Source organism: Streptomyces sp. HUAS 31, from assembly GCF_028198125.1.
In the GTDB taxonomy this organism is placed as follows: domain Bacteria; phylum Actinomycetota; class Actinomycetes; order Streptomycetales; family Streptomycetaceae; genus Streptomyces; species Streptomyces chartreusis.
The window spans coordinates 5,322,176-5,339,609 of sequence record NZ_CP116353.1 but is presented as its reverse complement, the minus strand read 5'-3'; the positions used below and the strand labels follow the sequence as shown (position 1 = coordinate 5,339,609).

Annotated in this window: 22 protein-coding genes and 1 tRNA gene; 8 read left to right on the top strand and 15 right to left on the bottom strand. The window is 70.8% G+C overall.

The genetic code is table 11. The annotated features are described in order from the left end of the window. Nucleotides 1-51: 51 nt before the first annotated feature. Complete coding sequence (locus PGH47_RS23840) at nucleotides 52-876, bottom strand: helix-turn-helix domain-containing protein (protein ID WP_269641221.1); 825 nt, start codon at nucleotides 874-876, stop codon at nucleotides 52-54. A gap of 354 nt (nucleotides 877-1,230) precedes the next feature. Between PGH47_RS23840 and PGH47_RS23835 the strand changes: the two genes are divergently transcribed. Continuing rightward, the gene (locus PGH47_RS23835) at nucleotides 1,231-1,734 is read left to right on the top strand and encodes an ATP-binding protein (RefSeq protein WP_260609055.1); all 504 of its coding nucleotides are present in this window, start codon (nucleotides 1,231-1,233) and stop codon (nucleotides 1,732-1,734) included. A gap of 84 nt (nucleotides 1,735-1,818) precedes the next feature. On the opposite strand, the gene PGH47_RS23830 is transcribed toward PGH47_RS23835, so the two are convergent. From PGH47_RS23830 to rpmG, 8 genes are all read right to left on the bottom strand, one after another. After that, entirely contained in the window at nucleotides 1,819-2,073 is a 255-nt protein-coding gene (locus PGH47_RS23830) for a DUF397 domain-containing protein (RefSeq protein ID WP_030944073.1), read from the bottom strand. A gap of 168 nt (nucleotides 2,074-2,241) precedes the next feature. Continuing rightward, the gene (locus PGH47_RS23825) at nucleotides 2,242-2,727 is read right to left on the bottom strand and encodes an SRPBCC family protein (RefSeq protein ID WP_271665141.1); all 486 of its coding nucleotides are present in this window, start codon (nucleotides 2,725-2,727) and stop codon (nucleotides 2,242-2,244) included. After that, nucleotides 2,724-3,077 (bottom strand): ArsR/SmtB family transcription factor, encoded by a 354-nt coding sequence (locus PGH47_RS23820; RefSeq protein WP_030944077.1) that lies wholly within the window; start codon nucleotides 3,075-3,077, stop codon nucleotides 2,724-2,726. Before PGH47_RS23820 ends, PGH47_RS23825 begins: the two co-directional genes overlap by 4 nt. A 15-nt stretch (nucleotides 3,078-3,092) precedes the next feature. After that, nucleotides 3,093-3,464: a VOC family protein gene (locus tag PGH47_RS23815; protein WP_271665140.1), complete on the bottom strand. Its 372-nt coding sequence runs from the start codon at nucleotides 3,462-3,464 to the stop codon at nucleotides 3,093-3,095. A gap of 85 nt (nucleotides 3,465-3,549) precedes the next feature. After that, a complete protein-coding gene (gene rpsR / locus PGH47_RS23810) occupies nucleotides 3,550-3,780 on the bottom strand; it encodes a 30S ribosomal protein S18 (RefSeq protein ID WP_030944081.1) in 231 nt (76 codons plus the stop codon). Between the two features lie 5 nt (nucleotides 3,781-3,785). Continuing rightward, nucleotides 3,786-4,979, bottom strand: coding sequence for a CobW family GTP-binding protein (locus PGH47_RS23805; RefSeq protein WP_271665139.1), 1,194 nt, complete (start codon nucleotides 4,977-4,979; stop codon nucleotides 3,786-3,788). Nucleotides 4,980-4,983: 4 nt separating this feature from the next. After that, nucleotides 4,984-5,232 (bottom strand): type B 50S ribosomal protein L31, encoded by a 249-nt coding sequence (locus PGH47_RS23800; protein WP_271665138.1) that lies wholly within the window; start codon nucleotides 5,230-5,232, stop codon nucleotides 4,984-4,986. Between the two features lie 8 nt (nucleotides 5,233-5,240). Next, nucleotides 5,241-5,405: a 50S ribosomal protein L33 gene (rpmG, locus tag PGH47_RS23795; protein WP_007383717.1), complete on the bottom strand. Its 165-nt coding sequence runs from the start codon at nucleotides 5,403-5,405 to the stop codon at nucleotides 5,241-5,243. 61 nt (nucleotides 5,406-5,466) lie between these two features. Here rpmG and rpmB point away from each other — a divergent pair, with 61 nt between their 5' ends. The 4 genes from rpmB to PGH47_RS23775 all read left to right on the top strand — a co-directional run bounded on the left by rpmB (nucleotide 5,467) and on the right by PGH47_RS23775 (nucleotide 7,271). Beyond that, nucleotides 5,467-5,703, top strand: a complete 237-nt coding sequence (gene rpmB, locus PGH47_RS23790; RefSeq protein WP_271665137.1) for a 50S ribosomal protein L28 — start codon at nucleotides 5,467-5,469, stop codon at nucleotides 5,701-5,703. Then, complete coding sequence (gene rpsN / locus PGH47_RS23785; protein ID WP_271665136.1) at nucleotides 5,703-6,008, top strand: 30S ribosomal protein S14; 306 nt, start codon at nucleotides 5,703-5,705, stop codon at nucleotides 6,006-6,008. Before rpmB ends, rpsN begins: the two co-directional genes overlap by 1 nt. A gap of 206 nt (nucleotides 6,009-6,214) precedes the next feature. Next, nucleotides 6,215-6,688, top strand: coding sequence for a hypothetical protein (locus PGH47_RS23780; RefSeq protein ID WP_271668135.1), 474 nt, complete (start codon nucleotides 6,215-6,217; stop codon nucleotides 6,686-6,688). 61 nt (nucleotides 6,689-6,749) lie between these two features. Further along, on the top strand, nucleotides 6,750-7,271 hold the full coding sequence (locus tag PGH47_RS23775) for a DUF4232 domain-containing protein (RefSeq protein WP_271665135.1): 522 nt from the start codon (nucleotides 6,750-6,752) through the stop codon (nucleotides 7,269-7,271). A 103-nt stretch (nucleotides 7,272-7,374) separates the two neighbouring features. Here the strand turns inward: PGH47_RS23775 and PGH47_RS23770 are convergent, their stop codons facing one another. Next, nucleotides 7,375-8,490 carry a DUF2786 domain-containing protein gene (locus PGH47_RS23770; protein ID WP_271665134.1) on the bottom strand — a complete coding sequence of 372 codons (1,116 nt, stop codon included), beginning with the start codon at nucleotides 8,488-8,490 and terminating at the stop codon, nucleotides 7,375-7,377. A 100-nt stretch (nucleotides 8,491-8,590) separates the two neighbouring features. On the opposite strand from PGH47_RS23770, the gene PGH47_RS23765 reads away from it, so the two are divergent. Together PGH47_RS23765 and PGH47_RS23760 are read left to right on the top strand one after the other, a co-directional pair. Further along, a complete protein-coding gene (locus tag PGH47_RS23765; RefSeq protein ID WP_271665133.1) occupies nucleotides 8,591-9,358 on the top strand; it encodes a Clp protease N-terminal domain-containing protein in 768 nt (255 codons plus the stop codon). 167 nt (nucleotides 9,359-9,525) lie between these two features. Next, nucleotides 9,526-11,232 carry a bifunctional 3'-5' exonuclease/DNA polymerase gene (locus tag PGH47_RS23760; protein WP_271665132.1) on the top strand — a complete coding sequence of 569 codons (1,707 nt, stop codon included), beginning with the start codon at nucleotides 9,526-9,528 and terminating at the stop codon, nucleotides 11,230-11,232. A gap of 481 nt (nucleotides 11,233-11,713) precedes the next feature. Here PGH47_RS23760 and PGH47_RS23755 read toward each other — a convergent pair whose 3' ends face one another. From PGH47_RS23755 to PGH47_RS23745, 3 genes are all read right to left on the bottom strand, one after another. Beyond that, the gene (locus tag PGH47_RS23755) at nucleotides 11,714-12,607 is read right to left on the bottom strand and encodes a glycosyltransferase family 2 protein (RefSeq protein WP_126899242.1); all 894 of its coding nucleotides are present in this window, start codon (nucleotides 12,605-12,607) and stop codon (nucleotides 11,714-11,716) included. A 250-nt stretch (nucleotides 12,608-12,857) separates the two neighbouring features. Then, complete coding sequence (locus tag PGH47_RS23750) at nucleotides 12,858-13,325, bottom strand: DUF3052 domain-containing protein (protein ID WP_271665131.1); 468 nt, start codon at nucleotides 13,323-13,325, stop codon at nucleotides 12,858-12,860. A gap of 276 nt (nucleotides 13,326-13,601) precedes the next feature. Next, entirely contained in the window at nucleotides 13,602-15,032 is a 1,431-nt protein-coding gene (locus PGH47_RS23745; protein ID WP_271665130.1) for a Tat pathway signal sequence domain protein, read from the bottom strand. 213 nt (nucleotides 15,033-15,245) lie between these two features. Here PGH47_RS23745 and PGH47_RS23740 point away from each other — a divergent pair, with 213 nt between their 5' ends. Further along, nucleotides 15,246-15,491 carry a hypothetical protein gene (locus PGH47_RS23740; RefSeq protein WP_271665129.1) on the top strand — a complete coding sequence of 82 codons (246 nt, stop codon included), beginning with the start codon at nucleotides 15,246-15,248 and terminating at the stop codon, nucleotides 15,489-15,491. 88 nt (nucleotides 15,492-15,579) lie between these two features. Here the strand turns inward: PGH47_RS23740 and PGH47_RS23735 are convergent. Both PGH47_RS23735 and PGH47_RS23730 read right to left on the bottom strand, forming a co-directional pair. Further along, nucleotides 15,580-15,656: transfer RNA gene (locus PGH47_RS23735), tRNA-Thr, on the bottom strand. A 106-nt stretch (nucleotides 15,657-15,762) separates the two neighbouring features. Continuing rightward, the gene (locus PGH47_RS23730) at nucleotides 15,763-17,313 is read right to left on the bottom strand and encodes an alpha/beta hydrolase (RefSeq protein ID WP_271668134.1); all 1,551 of its coding nucleotides are present in this window, start codon (nucleotides 17,311-17,313) and stop codon (nucleotides 15,763-15,765) included. Between the last annotated feature and the right edge of the window lie 121 nt (nucleotides 17,314-17,434).

Sequence of the window (17,434 nt, the reverse complement as noted above, 5' to 3'; positions counted from 1 at the left end):
CGCCATCGCGCTCGTCTTCACGGTCTGATCACACGTCATCGTACTTGTGATTCAAGAGAGTTGAAGGAGACCCCGGAGAAGATCCCGGCTCTCGTCCGGACCCGGACTGTCCTGCTGGAGCTCCTTGAGCGCGGTCTCGTACTGGGCGACGTCCTCGTGCTTGTCGAGGTAGAGCGCGGAGGTGAGCTGCTCCAGGTAGACGACGTCCGACAGGTCGGACTCGGGGAAGCTGAGGATCGTGAAGGCGCCGGACTCGCCGGAGTGGCCGCCGAGGCTGAACGGCATGATCTGCAGCCGTACGTTGGGCCGCTGGGAGATCTCGATCAGGTGCTGGAGCTGGCCGCGCATCACCTCGCGGTCCCCGTAGGGACGGCGCAGGGCCGCCTCGTCCAGGACGATGTGGAACTCGGGGGCGTTCTCGGAGACGAGGTACTTCTGCCGCTCAAGGCGCAGCGCCACGCGCTTCTCGACGTCGGCCGCGCTCGCGCCCTTCATGCCGCGCCTGACGACCGCGCGGGCGTACGCCTCGGTCTGGAGCAGGCCGTGCACGAACTGCACCTCATAGGCGCGAATGAGACTTGCGGCGCCCTCCAGGCCGACGTATGTGGGGAACCAGCTGGGCAGGACGTCCGAGTAACTGTGCCACCAGCCGGCCACGTTGGCCTCGCGGGCGAGGGAGAGGAGCGAGGCGCGCTCCTGTTCGTCCGTGATGCCGTACAGCGTCAGCAGGTCCTCGACGTCCCGTGTCTTGAAGCTCACCCGGCCCAACTCCATGCGGCTGATCTTCGACTCGGACGCACGGATCGAGTACCCCGCCGCTTCGCGGGTGATCCCGCGCGCCTCCCGCAGTCGCCTCAGTTGCGAGCCGAGCAGCATGCGCCGCACCACCGATCCGGGCTCTCCCGCGCTCACGTTCGCCAGCCTCCCCAACCGTCTTCAGGGCCCGCAGTCTGCCACTAAATCACTTCGAGCAGTACTCGTCCGATTACAGAGACGGAAAGAAGACAAGGATTTCCCCCAGGAAGGAGTCAGCGGAACGCAAGGAGAGGGAGCGAAGTTGGCGGAAAAAATGGCCAACAAGCGGTACGGGAACGTCCAATTCGGTCACGTGCACGTGCATCTGCCCTTGCATCTGCTCTGCGCATCAGAAACCATGGTCCCGCGCAACCGCTGCATCGCAACGACCGCGAACTCCCGGGAGTGCCTCGCATGGGGACGAATGGATCGACCATGCTCGAGCCGTTACGGCAGGGCCTTCCGCCACTGGACCCCGCAGCCGTCTCCAACGCCGCCTCCTGCGCACTGCCCGCCCGCTACGAAGCGGTCCGCGAGGCACGCAAGTTCACCCGCCGCACGCTGGACCAGTGGGAACTGGACCACCGCTTCGACGACGTCTGCCTCGTGGTCTCGGAACTGGTGACCAACGCGCTGCGGCACGCGCTGCCGGCCGGTGCGCAGCGGCTGCCCGAGCAGACGCCGCCCGTACGGCTGCATCTGATGCGGTGGACCGAGCGGCTGGTGTGCGCGGTGCGCGATCCCAGCCACGACAGCCCGGTGGCACGCGACTCCGACGACTTCTCGGCGGAGTCCGGACGCGGTCTCTTCCTCGTCGACTCCTTCAGTGACAGCTGGGGGTGGCAGCCGCTGGCGGGGACGCTCAGCGGCAAGGTGGTCTGGGCGCTCTTCCGGCTGCAACCGGGCCAGACCGCCACGGCCGGCTCGGCGGACTCATGAACCGCGGCGCTCACCGGCGCCGCGGTTCTACGCGCGTTACGGAGCGGAACGCGTCGATTGCCCTGGGTTGTGCACCCAGTTGGGTCAGCCCACGACCAGATGGTCGAACTCGCCGTCCTTGACGCCGAGGAGCATCGCCTCGATCTCGGCGCGGGTGTAGACGAGCGCCGGGCCGTCGGGGAAGCGCGAGTTGCGCACCGCCACATCACCGCCGGGCAGCCGCGCGAACTCCACGCACGAACCCTGCGAGTTGCTGTGCCGGCTCTTCTGCCAGGCGACCCCGTTCAGCTCCGTGGCTGCCATGCCGTTGTACACGTCGTTGTACACGTCGTGGTCCACAGGTCGCTCCCCGGTGGTGCGGTGGCTCGAGGCCATTGAGGCAAGAGGTGGTGCAGTGGTGCGGAAGTCAACTGCTTCCGGATCATAGCTCTGTTCACGTGCAACTGCATGAGCAGATGCACGTGCACGCGGGGTGTTCCTGTGGTTACTCCTGTGACGTACGCGGGCTCACATGCGTTCCAGCGCATGCCCCAGGGATCGCATCACATGCGTCCGCCAGCCGCCGCCCATGATCTTCCTAGCCATGAGTTGAGCCGGGTCGTCCGGATCGAATCCCTCGTGCACTAGGAACAGACGCGTTCCGCGCCCTTCTTGTTCCAAACTCCAAGTAATCGTCCAATTGGCGGAGTTGACCGGAGAAGGGTCGATCCAGCGGAGGCTCAGCATCCGCTCGACCCGGTACGCCAGGACCTCCACCTCGATGGTCCCGGAGAAGTTCGTGTTGGGTCGCGGGACCGAGGTCATCGTGTACCGGTGCCCGACCTCCAGGCGGAAACCCTCGACGCCCTGCATCTGCCACTGCACGAGCAGCTCGGGTTCGGTCAGGGCACGCCAGACCTTTGCGGGCGGATGCGGAAAGTACTGGTCCACGCGGACGACGGTCAGATCGTCGTCGGGCTCGGGGCCGAGCCGGGGGTCCTGTTCGTCGCTCATGCCGGCTCATCGTCGGGCATGCGGTCGAGCAGTTCGCCGAGGCCCTTCATGCGGTCGCGCCAGAACCGCTCGTACGGATGGAGCCAGTCCTGCACCTCGGCGAGCGGGGCCGCCTCCAGGCGGTAGATGCGCTGCCGGCCCGAGCGCTGCTCGGAGACGAGGCCGGCGTCCCGGAGCACCTTCAGATGCTCCGAGAGGCTGGGGCGGCGCATGTCGAAGTGGTCGGCCAGGACCTGAACCGGCTGGGGCCCGCCGTCGCGCAGCAGTCGCAGCACCTCGCGGCGCGTGCCGTTGGCGAGCGCGGCGAAGACGCGGTCCTCTGCGGCCTCCCGGGCCCCGGTCGCGGTCATGCCCTGCCCTTCCCGTTACTGAGCGGCCTCCGTCAGCAGCATCAGGCCGTTGCCGTCGGGGTCCTGGAATCCGGCCATCCGCCCCCAGGGCAGATCGTCCGGCCCCTGTACGGAGACACCCGCCTGCGCGAGCCTCGTGCAGTCCGCGTCGACATCGGTCGTGACCAACATGATCCCCCGGGTCGTGCCGGGCTCGAAACCGCCCATCCCCGGACCGGAGAGCGTGAAGACCGTCTGCGCGCCCTTGGGGGCGACCTGGAGCCACCTGCCCTGCGGCATCTCCAGATCGGCGGTGACCTCGAAGCCGAGGACCTCCGTGTAGAAGCGCAGGGCGCGGTCCTGGTCGGCGACGGGGAGCGTGACGAAGGAGGCGTGAGTGATGTTCATGGGTACGACAATAGGTAGGAGATTCCCTACGCGTCAAACGTAGGGAATCTCCTACCCATAAGCTCCGAGGGATCGCGGAAGACGGCTACCGGGACGAGTACGGCAGCAGTGCCATCTCCCGCGCGTTCTTGATGGCCTTCGCCAGTCGGCGCTGCTGCTGGACCGTGACGCGGGTGACCCGCCGGCTGCGGATCTTGCCGCGGTCGGAGATGAAGCGGCGCAGCAGGTCGGTGTCCTTGTAGTCGATGTGGGTGATGCCCGCCTGGTCCAGCGGGTTGGGCTTCTTGCCGGGCTTGCGCTCGGGCTTGCGGGGCATGGGGGTCAGACCTCCAGGAGGGTGTCGAAGGCGGGTGGGAGCCGCTTCCAGGCGTCGCGGCCCGCGGCGTACTCGGTGTCGGTGAGCAGGCAGGACTCCAGCAGCCGTTCGAGGCCGTCGCGGTCCAGGCCCGGCGAGGTGAAGACCAGGTGCTGGCAGCAGTCGCCGTGCTCGGGGTGCCAGTCCAGCGAGGCGGCGGCCCGCCGCACCGGCGGGACCATGTCCCAGGCCGCGTCCGGGAGCGAGGCGAGCCAGGGGCCCGCGCTCTCCACGCACAGGGCGCCGCCCGCCGCGTCCCAGTGCAGCAGCACGTCGGGCTTGTCGGCGAGCCAGAAGCGACCCCTGCTGCGGGCCGCCGCACAGGTGATGTCCTCCAGCGCCTCGTAGAGCCGCTCCGGGTGGAAGGGGCGGCGGCGGTGCCAGACGAGGGTGGCGACGCCGTGCGCGTCGGCCTCGGCGGGGAGCAGCGCGCACGCCGGGTGCTGCGCGGCCGCGGCCGACTCGACGTCGAAGCCGGCCAGCGCCGCCTGTGCGAGGGGGGTGAGCGGGCGGCGGCGCGGGGCCGGCACCGTCAGGTCGTCGGCGGGTGCGCCGGCCGGGTCGCCGTGGCCGATCGGGACCCGGCGGGCCGTCGGGTGGAGCTGGGCGAGCAGTTCCCGGTCCTCGTCGTCGGCCTCTCCGGAGTCGGCGACGGCGAGGACGGGGGCGTACTCCAGCTGACGCGCGAAGGTGTCGGCGACGGTGCGCTGATCGGTCGCGGCGGCGGCCAGGCCGCGCTCGGCCAGGTCGTCGCCGTTGCCCAGATACGGCAGTACAAGGGCCGGGTCGACCGCGGTGATCACCCCGGTGACCGTGAGCCCGCCCGCCGTGACCACCTCGGCCATGGCCTTCGGCTCGACCGAGTCCCACAGCTCGACGACGGCCATACGGGTGCCGCCGGCGTCCCGGATCCTCAGCAGCTCCGGCACCAGGTCCTCGCGCAGGGCGCAGCAGGCGCAGTCGTTGACGAGGGGCGCCTCGCCGGCGCTCAGGAGTCCGGTGACGTCGCGGATCGTCCGTACGACGGTGCCGGCGGCTGCCGTGGCCAGGTCGTGGTGGAGCACGACACTGTCGGGGACGTCGGCGAGCAGCCGCTCGACGGCCGCCTTGCGGGCGTCGGCGTGCAGCCCGCCGACGATCACGACGGAGAGCTCGGACACCGCGTCAGCCCTGCTTCCCGTACCGGCGCTCGAAGCGCTCGACGCGGCCGGCGGTGTCCAGGACGCGGGCGGTGCCCGTGTAGAAGGGGTGGCTGACGTTCGAGATCTCGACGTCGACCACGGGGTAGGTGTTGCCGTCCTCCCACTCGATCGTCTTCTCGCTGTTCATCGTCGAGCGGGTGAGGAAGGCGTGGTTCGCGGCACGGTCGCGGAAGACGACGGGACCGTAGGCCGGGTGGATCGCGTTGCGCATGGCGTGCCTCAGCGCTCCTCTCGGAAGTCGACGTGCCGACCGGCGACCGGGTCGTACTTGCGCAGGGTCATGCGGTCGGGGTCGTTGCGGCGGTTCTTGCGGGTCACATAGGTGAAGCCGGTGCCGGCCGTGGACCGGAGCCTGACGACCGGACGGAGTTCGTTGCGTGCCATGCTGCTATCTTACTGAAAACGAATCCCATTACCAGTAATCGACGAGAGAGGTTCATCACCCATGTCCGCCCACTGCATGCTGACCGGGGCACGGCCCGGCTTCGGCAACACGATTTCCCACTCGCACCGGCGGACCTCCCGCCGCTTCGACCCCAACATCCAGACCAGGCGCTACTGGCTGCCGGGCGAGGGCCGGCACGTGCGGCTGCGACTGAGCACCAGGGGCATCAGGACGGTCGACGTCATCGGCGTCGAGGCGGCCGTCGCACGGATCCGCGCCCGGGGAGTGAAGGTCTGATGGCCAAGAAGAGCAAGATCGCGAAGAACCGCCGGCGCCAGGAGGTCGTCGCGCGGTACGCCGAGCGGCGCGCCGAACTGAAGGAGATCATCCGCAGGCCCTCGTCCACGGACGCCGAACGGCTCGCCGCGCAGCACGAGTTGGGGCGCCAGCCGAGGGACGCCAGTGCCACGCGCGTACGCAACCGCGACCAGGTGGACGGGCGCCCGCGCGGCTACCTCCGCACCTTCGGACTGTCCCGGGTGAACCTGCGGCAGCAGGCGCACGCCGGGTATCTGCCGGGGGTGCGCAAGGCGTCCTGGTAGGACCACCACAAGATGTCCTTGCGGAGCCGCCGCACGGCCTCCTCGCAGGGCCGTTCGGATGCTGGGGTCCGGACCCGACTCCCTGGTAACTTGCTGCGGACGTTTCGGCCACGTCGGCCGGATCGGCGTATGCCGACCGCTACAGCTTGGAGTTCCCAGTGACCTCGGCGACTTTCTCGCGTACGCGCACGATGTCGGGCCGGCGGATGCGGGTCGTGGCCGCGGCCGCGGTGCTGGCGGGCGCGCTCGCGCTGACCGCGTGCAGCAGTGACGACGGCTCCGACGGCGACGCGTCCCCCAGCGGCTCGGCGAGCGCGAGCGCCGACACGGGCGGCGGTACCGGCGGCGGGTCCGCCTCCGCGGCCGGTGCGCTGGAGGGCAGTTGGCTCGCCACGACCGACGGCAAGGCCGTCGCGCTGGTCGTCACCGGCAAGGAGGCCGGCCTCTTCACGACCGGCGGGTCCGTGTGCAGCGGGACCGCCGGTGAGGAGGGCGGGATGCGGATGATCCGGCTGAAGTGCACCGACGGCAGCAAGGACCGGGCCACCGGGATGGTCGAGTCCCTCGGCAAGACCTCGCTCAAGGTGACCTGGGAGGGCGGCATCGGCGCGGAGACGTACACCAGGACGGAGGGCGGCAAGCTGCCGACGGGCCTGCCCACGGCGAATCTGGGATCGTGAGGGCTGATCCGGTGACTGCCCGCGATCACCGACGTGACTCCGTGACTCCCTGAAGGACTCCATGCGCGCCACCTCCCTCACCGTCGCCGCCCTCGCCGCGGCCCTCGTCCTGACCGCCTGCGACAGCGGCGGGAGCGGGGACGACACCCAGGACAGCAAGGCCGACGCCGTCTGCGTCGACAAGCTCGCCGTGGAGTTCGGGCCCGGCAACGCCGCCCCCGCCGCCGGGGACACCGGCAATGTGCCGGTCACCGTCACCAACCGGGGCGGCGGCGACTGCACCCTGGACGGGCTGCCGGCCTTCGCGTTCGAAGCGGGCGGCACCTCCACGGCCGTCGCGCCCGACCAGGCCGCCGCGGCCGGAAAGACGACGCTCACGAAGGGCGCCTCCACCTCCTTGACCCTCACCTACGTGCTGGGCGAGAAGGGCGGCAAGGGCCTCGCCCCGCAGAAGGCGAAGGTGACGCTGCCCGGGGCCGGCAAGGCGCACAGCTTCAAGTGGTCGTACGGCGTCGTCGCGCTGAAGAGCGACGGCAAGACGCCGGACGCCTCGGTGAGCGGCTTCCAGCGGGCCGGGGACTGACGGTCCCGGAGGTTCCTCAAGCGGATCAGCGCAGCGGTCGGCGCGGGGGCATCTCTCCGGCGGATCAGCGCAGCGGTCGGCGCGGGGGCATCTCTCCGGCGGATCAGCGCAGCGGTCGGCGCGGGGCCATCTGCGCCCGGTCGGCCGCCTCCGCGCCCTCCACCCAGCCCGCCTCGTCGGTGACGCCGCGCAGGCGGGTCGTGGTGGTCTCGGGGAACATACGGTCCAGGCGGGCGGTGACCGCGACCTCGCGCGAGGCGAGGACCGGGAGCAGGTCCTCGGTCACCGGCGTGCGCGCCGCCGCGGTCAGCCGGGTGCCGATGCGGTGGGCGTAGGCCGCGAGGAACGACTGCCGGAAGGTCTTGGTCCGCTTACGGCCGCCCGCGCGCTGGGCGGCCTCCGCCCTCGTCATCGCGGTCTGCGCCTGCACGAGGAGCGAGGTGTGGAGCAGCTCGACCACCTCCAGATCGGCCTCGAAGCCGACGACCGTGGAGAAGGCGAAGGGCTCGTTCCACACGGCACGGCAGTGGTTGGCGGTCGCCACCGCGTCCAGCAGGACGGCCTTGGCCTGCTCGTACGGCGGCTCCACCCCGATCCGGCAGGCGCCGGGCGCGTTCCTGGCGTCGGGCGTGCGGGACGCGAGCAGGGCCTCGTCGATGCTGTGCCGGGCCATCAGCTCCTGCGCCTTGGCGCTCAGCGCCTCCGCCTCCTCCGGGAACCCGGTCGCCTCCGCCTTCGCCAGCAGCGCCCGGATACGGGTGAGCATGCGGGACTCGGGCCGGGCGGGCCCGCCGACCGGGTCGGCCGCCTCGTCCAGGGGCTCCAGTGCGGGCAGTTTCAGCAGGAGGCGGTACAGCTCCAGCACGGTGGTCGCGTGCGAGAACCGGTCGGTGCGGGGCGGGGCCTCGGTGGGCAGGTCGTCGAGCTGCGCCTGCCAGCGGGGGCCGCGGGGGCGGTCGTTCGGGACCTGAGCGCGGATCAGCGCGGCGAGCAGCCGTATGTGTACGTCCTCCAGCTCGCGCCGGACCAGCCGTACGACATCCGCCGGCTGCCAGCCGCGCCGCCAGGCCGCCGCCACGAACTCCTGGCCGCGCCGGTCGAGTTCGGCGTCGGCGTCCGGGTCGGACGCGAGGAGGGAGGCGCCGGTGTCGAGCGTGGTGTGCTCGGTGTCGTAGAGGGCCGCCTCGAAGGCGCGGTCGACGGTGCTGGGCTTGCTCACCCAGGGATCGTAAATCCGCGCGGACGGCCGGGGCATGGCACCCGAAGATCACTGTCAACCTCGGGTTGACACCCCTGACGTGTCAACCTACGGTTGACACATGTCGACGAACCCATCGATCACGTCATCCGTACGTCTCGACGAACTCATCGCGGCCATCAAGAAGGTCCACCCCGAGCCGCTCGACCAGCTCGAGGACGCGGTGATCGCCGCGGACCACCTCGGCGAGGTGGCCGACCACCTGATCGGTCACTTCGTGGACCAGGCCCGGCGATCGGGCGCGTCCTGGACCGACATCGGCAAGAGCATGGGCGTCACCCGGCAGGCGGCGCAGAAGCGGTTCGTGCCGAAGGAGGGGACCGACCTCGATCCCCAGCAGGGCTTCGGCCGCTACACACCGCGTGCCCGCAACGTGGTGATGGCCGCCCACAACGAGGCCGTCGCCGCCCGCAACCCCGAGGGCCGCCCCGAGCACCTGGTCCTCGGTCTGCTGGCCGAGCCGGACGGCATCGCCGCGAAGGCGATCACGGCCCGGGGTGTCCTCCTGGACTCCGTGCGCCAGGCCGCCGCCGCGGCGCTGCCACCCGCCGCCGACGAGGTCCCCGAACTCATCCCCTACGGCTCCGACGCCAAGAAGGTCCTTGAACTCACCTTCCGCGAGGCCCTGCGCCTCGGCCACAACTACATCGGCACCGAGCACATCCTGCTGGCCCTGCTTGAGTTCGAGAACGGCACCGGGGTTCTGTACGGCCTCGGCATCACCAAGCAGGAGGTCGAGCAGTACATCGTCGAGCTCCTTGCCCAGTTCCTGAAGAGCGGCGAGGAAGCCACCGAGCAGGCGCGTAAGGAGGGGGGAGAGCAGGGCTGAGGGCACGCCTCCGAGCGGTTGCGAGCGTGAGGGCCGGCCGCGAGCGGGCCGATGGCAGGGCTGGGAGCCGTGCGCGGGCGGGGCTCGGAGCCTTGCGCAGACAGGGCCGAGAGCGGCGCGCGGGCAGGGCTGAGGTCGTTGTCAGACCCGGGTGTCACACTCGCAGCATGACCGAGCGGTGGGCTCTCGCTCCGGCCGAGGACGGTGGCGCGGAGGTCGCCCCCCTCGGTCCGGACGGGCTGCTCGCCGGGCCCGTGCGGCGGGAGCCGGACCTGGCCGAGGCCGTGCGCGGGCGGCCGGAGGTCGCGCGGTGGGTGTGGCGGTCCACCGCCGAGATCTGTCCGAGGCTGCTCGCCGCGGGGGTGCGAGTGGAGCGGTGCTACGACATCGAGGACGCCGAGACCCTCCTGCTGGGCCACGAGGGGCGGTACGGCGAACCGAGATCGGCCGCCGCCGCACTGGCCCGGCTGCGCGGCGGCCCCGTGCCGTCCGACCCGCCCCAGCGCGCCGCCGAACCCGGCTCGCAGTCCCCCCTGTTCGAGCCACAGGCGGTCCATTTGCCTCTCACCGACCTCGTAGAGGTCTACGCCGAGCAGCAGCGGCGGCACGACAGGACCGCGCACCCCGACCGGATGCGGCTGCTCACGGCGGCCGAGTCGGCGGGGATGCTCGTGGCCGCGGAGATGAACCGGTCCGGGCTGCCGTGGAGCGCGGACGTACACCGCGCGCTGCTGCACGAAATGCTGGGCGAGCGCTATGCGGGCGGCGGAGAGCCGCGCCGGCTGGCCGAGCTGGCGGACGAGGTGTCGGCGGCGTTCGGGCGCCGGGTGCGGCCCGATCTGCCGGCCGATGTGATCAAGGCGTTCGCGCAGGCCGGGATCAAGGTCAGATCGACCCGGCGCTGGGAGATCGAGTCCGTCGACCACCCGGCCGTGAAACCGCTGATCGAGTACAAGAAGCTGTACCGGATCTGGGTGGCACACGGCTGGTCCTGGCTCCAGGACTGGGTGCGGGACGGGCGGTTCAGGCCGGAGTTCCTCGCGGGCGGGACGGTGACCGGGCGTTGGGTGACCAACGGCGGGGGCGGGCTGCAGATCCCCAAGGTCATCCGGCGTGCGGTGGTCGCGGACCCGGGCTGGCGGCTCGTGGTGGCCGACGCCGACCAGATGGAACCGCGCGTGCTCGCCGCGATCTCCCGTGATCCCGGGCTGATGGAGGTGGCCGGCCGCGAAAGCGACCTGTACCAGTCGGTGTCCGACCGTGCCTTCTCCGGAGACCGCGCCCAGGCGAAACTCGCCGTGCTGGGCGCCGTGTACGGACAGACCTCCGGCGACGGCCTCAAGAACCTCGCCGCCCTCAGACGCCGCTTCCCCAAGGCCGTGGCCTACGTCGACGACGCGGCGCGGGCCGGCGAGGAGGGGCGGCTCGTACGGACCTGGCTGGGACGGACCTGCCCGCCGGCGGCCGGCGCGACGGCCGACGCCGACGAGGAGGCGGGGATCCCGATCCCGGACGCTGATGAACCGGCCGAGGGCTCCGGGCCGCAGGAGTGGGGCCGGGGCTACGGTTACGCCTCCACCAACGCCCGAGCCCGGGGCCGCTTCGCCCGCAACTTCGTCGTGCAGGGCAGCGCGGCCGACTGGACACTCCTGCTGCTCGCCGCGCTACGGCAGTCCTGTGCGGGGATGGCGGCGGAACTGGTCTTCTTCCAGCACGACGAGGTGATCGTGCACTGTCCGCAGGAGGAGGCCGATGCGGTGGTGACGGCGATCCGGGAGGCGGCGGAGCTGGCGGGGCGGCTGACGTTCGGGCAGACACCGGTGCGGTTTCCGTTCACCACGGCGGTGGTGGAGTGCTATGCGGACGCGAAGTAGGCAGGGGTAGCCGCAGGGGCAGCCGGGGTGGCCGGTTCAGGTGGGGTCGGAGGCCGCGCGCTCCAGCCCGCCGGGCCCACCACCGGCGTACGTCCCTGACCTGCCCTACATACGCCTGACGTACGCCTGACGTGGTTGCCTGAGGTGACAGTCGCGTGTAGTCGCGTGTCGCGGAACACAACTTGCGACAGGTCTGCGATCTGTCGGCATGGCTTAATCTGATCACTACAACGGATCCGGCCCGACGGTGCGCGCGTATGACGCGCAGCTCGGGGGAGCGTCGCCGCCGTGGCCGGATCCGGGGACGCGTTCGGGTCCCGGTCGTCCGAGGTGAACGACCGGGACCCGCGTCCCGTTCTTCCTTGCTCTCCACGGCCGTTGCGGTCCCTGGCCGTGGTTCTCTCCGACCGTTGCACTCCCCGGCGTTGGCGCTCGTCCGCGGCACGACGTCCTGCGCGGCTCGGCACTCCCCCCGCCCGTTTCAGATGACGGGCGGTCGTCCCAGTCGGCTCAGCTGCCACACCGTGCGCCACCGCATGGGCCGCCGCTCGCCGGCCGATTCCCGCAGACCTTCCAGGAAACCGCCGAACCATGCGCGCAGCCCGCCGAGCGAACGGGTGCGTGCGAGGGTGAGCAGCATCCAGATGCCCAGGTGGACCGGGATGAGCGGCAACGGCAGCCGACGCCGGGTCAGCCAAACGCGGTTGCGGGCGTTCACGCGGTAGTAGATGGCGTGCCGGGCGGGCGAGGTCTTCGGGTGCTGGAGCAGGAGCTCGGGCGCGTAGAGGATGCGCCAGCCGGCGTCGGCGGCACGCCAGGCCAGGTCGGTCTCCTCGTGGGCGAAGAAGAACTCCGCGGGCCAGTTGCCGGTCCGGGCCAGCATCGCCGTACGCAGTGCGTGCCCGCCGCCGAGGAAGCCGGTGACGTAACCGCCCCTGAGCGGATCCGACTTGCCGATCCTCGGCACATGCCGCTGCTGGGTCTCGCCGTGCTCGTCGGCGATGCGGAAGCCGACGATGCCGAGCCGGTCGTCGGCGGCGTACAGATCCCGTACGCGACGCAGCACATCGGCGTCGACGAGGAGCCCGTCGTCGTCCAGCTCGACCACGACATCGACGTCCCCGAACGCGCACAGCCGCTCCAGCGCGGCGTTGCGGCCGCCGGGGCAGCCGAGGTTCTCGTCCAGCTCGATGGGTGTGAACTCGCCGGGCAGGGACAGCCGTTCGGCGAACTCGGGCAACGGGCAGCCGTTGCCCACGACGACGATCCGATCGGGGGCGACGTCCTGCTTGGCCACGGACTCCAGCAGCGCGTCGACCTCGGCGGGCCGGTTGCCCATGGTCACCACGGCGACGGCGATCCTCAGCTCCGACATACCCCACCCCCTCGCTTCGTTCCGGCATCGATTACCGGCGCGATGCTAGTGGTTAACGGTAAGGACTTTTCAAGTTCGCCGTATTGAGGGGCAGTCGGTGGAGATGGAGGTGGAGGTGGGGTTGGGAGTGGGGGCGGGGCTGGGGTGGGGAGTGGGACGGAGGACTCGCCTGACGGCCGGGTGAGGGGAGCGAGGGAATCAGGGCGCCGTCGCAGCAGCCGACGCGGCGAGCGGTGAGCGCGGGCGCGGTCTACTTGCCGCGATTCTCCCGACGCCGTACGAACTTCAGGCCCGACCAGTCCTCCCCCAGCGCCGCCACCTTGACGTCGACCACGCCGAGGGGGAGGAAGAGGTCGCGCAGGGAGTTCTCGGTGATGTCGCTGACATGGCCGGCCGCACGCCGGGGCCAGGCGATCCACAGCATGGCGTGGTCGGCGAGGTCGCGGACCAGCGCGGGTCCTTCGGCGACGAGTTCGGCGTACGACCGATGGAAGACGAGGGCGACGTCCGCGCCGCGCGGGCCCCCATCGGCGACCTCGCATCCGTCCGGCAGGCCGGGGATGTCCCAGGGGGCCGGGGCGTGCAGGAGCCGGACCCGGTGGCCCGGCTTGATGCCGATCTTTCGGGCGAGGGGTGTGCCGGATACACCGGATGGGCCGGGTGTGCCGGATCGACCGGGTGTGCCGGATCGACCGGACCTCCGGTCGGCTTCACCCATGCCGAACCTCCGCCTCGCTCCACACCGTCCGTAGGGTCCGCACGGTCGCACGGTCCGCATGCCATCTTCACTCACGGACTTCCGACTCGCCTGTTCCCTCAGCGACACGCAGGCCAGAGGCGGGAGGCCGAGGGCGGGAGGCCGAGGGAGACGACGCGGGTGCGAGGTGAGCCGAGGCGGCCTCGGACGTCGGCGCGACTCCCCCAGTCGCCTAAGCCGCCGACGCCTCCCCAACCCGGCTCACCCAGTTCACCCGCCTCACCCAGCTCACCCGCCTCAGCCGCCTGCCCCGACCCGCAACGGATTGAAGCGCGTGGCCGCCATGAGGTACCAGGCGGTCGCCCCGACATGCCGGTACGGGTAGTACCCGAACCCGAACCCGGTGTCGATCGGACTGCTGGCCGACACGACGCCCGCCCGCTCGGGAAGCGCACGCCCGCCGACGGTCTGGGCGCCGCCGAGCAGATCCTGGGCCCGCTCGATGGAGTCGAGCAGCCGCTGGGCGCGCGCCTCGTCGCCCCGCCCGTGCCGCTCGCGAAGGGCGAGCGCGAGGTGAGCGGTCCCCTCGAACCAGACACCGTTCCGGTCCGGCTTGGGCTGGGAGTCGGCGATCGGCGCATCCTCGTTGGCGAGCAGACTGGCGGAACTGAAGGTGACACCGTCGTACGACTGCCCCGCCGGCACCGTGCTGTTACGCCGCTCGGCGTGATCGAGGACGGAGAGCTCTCGCGCGGCCCAGTCCAACGACCGTGCGTGGGCACGGGAGTCGAGGGCGAGGTGGGTCCAGGTCTGGGTGTCCTCGGGAATCGGCGAGGTGTTGATGTTCACCCCGTCATTGGTCCCGGTGTAGAAGAACCCACCGTCCGCCTCCCACATCCTCAGGACGAACTCCCGCGCACGGGAGCGCCTTTCCCTCCACACCCGATCCCCGGTGAGCCGGGCGAGCCGCCCGAAGAGACAGACAAGGTCGGTGTTGTGCTCGGTCGAGGTGAAGGGCAGCTTCTGATTACCGCCGTCGACCCCGAACTTGTACCCGCCGAGCGGTTCATCGGTACGGCCGTTGCGCTCGACCCATTCCGCGATCCGCACGGCACCTCGCAGGAACCGCCGCTCCCCGGTCCGCCTCGCGAGCGCACTGAGCGCGATCCCGGCCCAGGCCATGTCCCCGACGGCCGTACCGGTGAACCCGAACTGCGACCCCACGTTGACGGTCCCGTCCGCCCGCACGAACCCGTCCGGCTGCCGCGAGCCGTCGTAGAAGGTGTACGGCCCGACGTTGTACCCCTGCCGAAGCCGACCGTCACCATGAACCGGATCGTGCGCCTGCGCATACAACAGGGCGTCCCCGAGCGACACGGCCCTGCGCTGCGCGTCGGCGGTACGGACGGCGAGCAGGGCAAGAATCGCGAGGGCGTTGTCGTAGGTGAAGGCGGTGCTGAACAGCCCGGCCTGATCGGCGTAACTCTGAGCGAGCCGGACGGGGCCGTGATCGGGGTAGCCATCGGTGGCGGCAGCAAGGAAGGCGACGGCGCGACGCTGGGCGGAGGCACCCGGGGAGGCATGCGCCGAACCGGCTGCGGGAGCGGAGCTGTTGCCGGCGACGGAGGCATTCGCCGCCCCCGCCCCGGCCGCACTGAAGAAGGCGGCGCCGACCCCGACCCCAATCAGCGAGCGACGACTGAACCCCGGGTCAGGCCTACCGGTCATACCGTTCATGGGTCTCCCTTGCCACGGCTTGAGAGCGCTCTCAAGAAGCGCGGGGCCATTCTGCTGGCACGGGTTGGGACGGGTCAACGGTCCTACAAATACGGAGCAACTCTCCCCAGGCGCCGCCTCGTTATGGCAAGGCGTGTGCCCACCTTCATGTCAACGGAGTGCGGCGCGTGAGTCAGTGCCACCACGTCACGAAATGAGTCGCTCATGGTCGCGCAGCAACAAGGGCAGGAGTCGGATCAGGTGCGGGATTCGCAGCGGCGTCGGGCCGCCATCGCCGCGTTCCTCGGCGGCTTCTTCGCCGCTCTTGCCTTCTTCGCCTTCTTCCCCGGTCTGCCCCACGTCATCGACTGGGGAGCCATCCTCGCCTCCCTCGCCGTGGGAGCGCTGGCCCAGTGGGGCTGCCGGTCCTGGATGAAGAGGTCGACCACGAAGAAGCCCGAACACATGTAGGCGCCCCGGTGGAACCGCCAGTTCCACCGGCTCCGCAGCCGGCCCACAAAGAAACCCCAGGTCAAATTCACTCTGACCTGGGGTTTGATGGAGCCGCCTTCGGGATTCGAACCCGAGACCTACGCATTACGAGTGCGTTGCTCTGGCCATCTGAGCTAAGGCGGCGCGCCGTCCGCACTATGGTGCGATCGGCAACGTCGGTAAGTCTACACAGTTTCCGAGATGCTCCGTACCAGCCCCCCACCAGCCCCTTCAACGGCCGTGATCAAGGCTATGAGCAGCGCTTTCCCCCGGTTGGCGGCGTTCCCCGGAGGAGGTACGCGTTGATCGTGTCGTCGATGCAGTCGCTGCCCCGACCGTACGCCGTGTGGCCGTCGCCGTCGTAGGTGAGGAGGCGGGACGAGGAGAGCTGGCGGGAGAGGGCCTGGGCCCAGCGGTACGGGGTCGCGGGGTCTCGCGTCGTGCCGACCACGACGATCGGGGCCGCGCCCTTCGCCTCGATCCGGTGCGGCTCCCCGGTCGCGGCCACCGGCCAGTACGCGCAGTTCAGGGTCGCCCAGGCCAGCCCCTCACCGAAGACGGGGGACGCCTTCTCGAACGCTGGGAGGGACCTGCGGACTTCGTCGGGGGTCGAGAAGGCCGGCGGGAGGTCCACGCAGTTCACGGCCGCGTTGGCGAACATCAGGTTCGTGTAGCGGCCGTCGCCGTCTCGCTCGTAGTAGCTGTCGGACAGGGCGAGCAGGCCCGCTCCGTCGTTCTCCCGCATCGCCGAGGTCAGCCCGTCGCGCAGTGCCTCCCAGGCTCCCTCGTCGTACATCGCCGCGATCACGCCGGTCGTGGCGAGGGATTCGCCCAGTTCACGGCCGTCCGGGTCGCCGGTCGGGATCGGCTGGGCGTCGAGTTTGTCGAAGAATGCCTTGAGGTTGCGGCCGACCTCGCTCGCCCTGGTGCCCAGCGGGCAGTCCCGTTGCCGCACGCAGTCCTTCGCGAACGCCCGGAACGCCGTCTCGAACCCCGCCGTCTGGTCGAGGTTCATCCGGCGGGCGGGCAGGGATGGGTCCATCGCGCCGTCCAGGACCAGCCGGCCCACCCGGTCCGGGAAGAGCCCGGCATACGTCGCCCCGAGGAACGTGCCGTACGACGCCCCGACATAGGTCAGTTTCTCGTCCCCCAGCACCGAGCGCAGGATGTCCATGTCCCGCGCCGCCTCGGCGGTGGACACATGACGCAGCAGACCCGGCGCGTCCTTCCCGCAGCCCTCCGCGAACTTCTTCTGCGCCTCGACCAGCGCCGCGGTCTCCTTCGCGTCGTCGGGAGTGAAGTCCGTCTGCGTGTACGCGTCCATCGCGCGTCCGCTCAGGCACTCGACGGGCTCGCTGCGGGCGACTCCGCGCGGGTCGACCGCGACCATGTCGTAGCGGGCGCGTACGTCGGTCGGGTAGCCGATCCCCGCGTACTGCTGGAGGTAGCCGATCGCCGAGCCGCCCGGACCGCCCGGGTTCACCAGCAGCGACCCCAGTGGTTTGCCGGGGCCCGTCGCCTTCTTGCGGGCCACCGCGAGCTGCGTGTTTCCGGCCTCCGGCTTCGTGTAGTCGAGCGGCGCCCGCATCGTCGCGCACTGGAAGCCGGGCACCCCGCAACTGCGCCAGGTCAGCTTCTGCGAGTAGTACGGCGTGAGCGCGGCCGGCGTCGACCGCGGCAGCGCTGCCAGCCCGGCCTCGGCCGCCCCGGCCTCGGCCGCCCCGCTCCCCGGGTGCGTCGAACCGCCGGAGGTGCAGGCGGACGCCAGCAGCGCGGCGACGCCGATGAGGGCGCCGAGCATGCCCGCGCGACGACGGTTGCGGGAGCGGCCGCGCGCCCCGGGACCACCCTGGCCGTTCGCGTTCGGGTTCGAGTCCTGGGCCGAGCCGGCTGGGGAGCTGCGCCTGGTGTGCATCTGGCGA

Coding starts and splice junctions, on each gene's coding strand:
- PGH47_RS23840 (WP_269641221.1), bottom strand. CDS start 876: ATGCTGCTCGGCTCGCAACTGAGGCGACTGCGGGAGGCGCGCGGGATC.
- PGH47_RS23775 (WP_271665135.1), top strand. CDS start 6,750: ATGCGCGCCACCTCCCTCACCGTCGCCGCCCTCGCCGCGGCCCTCGTC.
- PGH47_RS23730 (WP_271668134.1), bottom strand. CDS start 17,313: ATGCTCGGCGCCCTCATCGGCGTCGCCGCGCTGCTGGCGTCCGCCTGC.
- PGH47_RS23765 (WP_271665133.1), top strand. CDS start 8,591: ATGTCGACGAACCCATCGATCACGTCATCCGTACGTCTCGACGAACTC.
- rpmG (WP_007383717.1), bottom strand. CDS start 5,405: ATGGCACGCAACGAACTCCGTCCGGTCGTCAGGCTCCGGTCCACGGCC.
- rpmB (WP_271665137.1), top strand. CDS start 5,467: ATGTCCGCCCACTGCATGCTGACCGGGGCACGGCCCGGCTTCGGCAAC.
- PGH47_RS23760 (WP_271665132.1), top strand. CDS start 9,526: ATGACCGAGCGGTGGGCTCTCGCTCCGGCCGAGGACGGTGGCGCGGAG.
- PGH47_RS23825 (WP_271665141.1), bottom strand. CDS start 2,727: ATGAGCGACGAACAGGACCCCCGGCTCGGCCCCGAGCCCGACGACGAT.
- PGH47_RS23780 (WP_271668135.1), top strand. CDS start 6,215: ATGCGGGTCGTGGCCGCGGCCGCGGTGCTGGCGGGCGCGCTCGCGCTG.
- rpsR (WP_030944081.1), bottom strand. CDS start 3,780: ATGCCCCGCAAGCCCGAGCGCAAGCCCGGCAAGAAGCCCAACCCGCTG.
- PGH47_RS23740 (WP_271665129.1), top strand. CDS start 15,246: ATGGTCGCGCAGCAACAAGGGCAGGAGTCGGATCAGGTGCGGGATTCG.
- PGH47_RS23815 (WP_271665140.1), bottom strand. CDS start 3,464: ATGAACATCACTCACGCCTCCTTCGTCACGCTCCCCGTCGCCGACCAG.
- PGH47_RS23750 (WP_271665131.1), bottom strand. CDS start 13,325: ATGGGTGAAGCCGACCGGAGGTCCGGTCGATCCGGCACACCCGGTCGA.
- PGH47_RS23800 (WP_271665138.1), bottom strand. CDS start 5,232: ATGCGCAACGCGATCCACCCGGCCTACGGTCCCGTCGTCTTCCGCGAC.
- rpsN (WP_271665136.1), top strand. CDS start 5,703: ATGGCCAAGAAGAGCAAGATCGCGAAGAACCGCCGGCGCCAGGAGGTC.
- PGH47_RS23745 (WP_271665130.1), bottom strand. CDS start 15,032: ATGACCGGTAGGCCTGACCCGGGGTTCAGTCGTCGCTCGCTGATTGGG.
- PGH47_RS23835 (WP_260609055.1), top strand. CDS start 1,231: ATGCTCGAGCCGTTACGGCAGGGCCTTCCGCCACTGGACCCCGCAGCC.
- PGH47_RS23755 (WP_126899242.1), bottom strand. CDS start 12,607: ATGTCGGAGCTGAGGATCGCCGTCGCCGTGGTGACCATGGGCAACCGG.
- PGH47_RS23820 (WP_030944077.1), bottom strand. CDS start 3,077: ATGACCGCGACCGGGGCCCGGGAGGCCGCAGAGGACCGCGTCTTCGCC.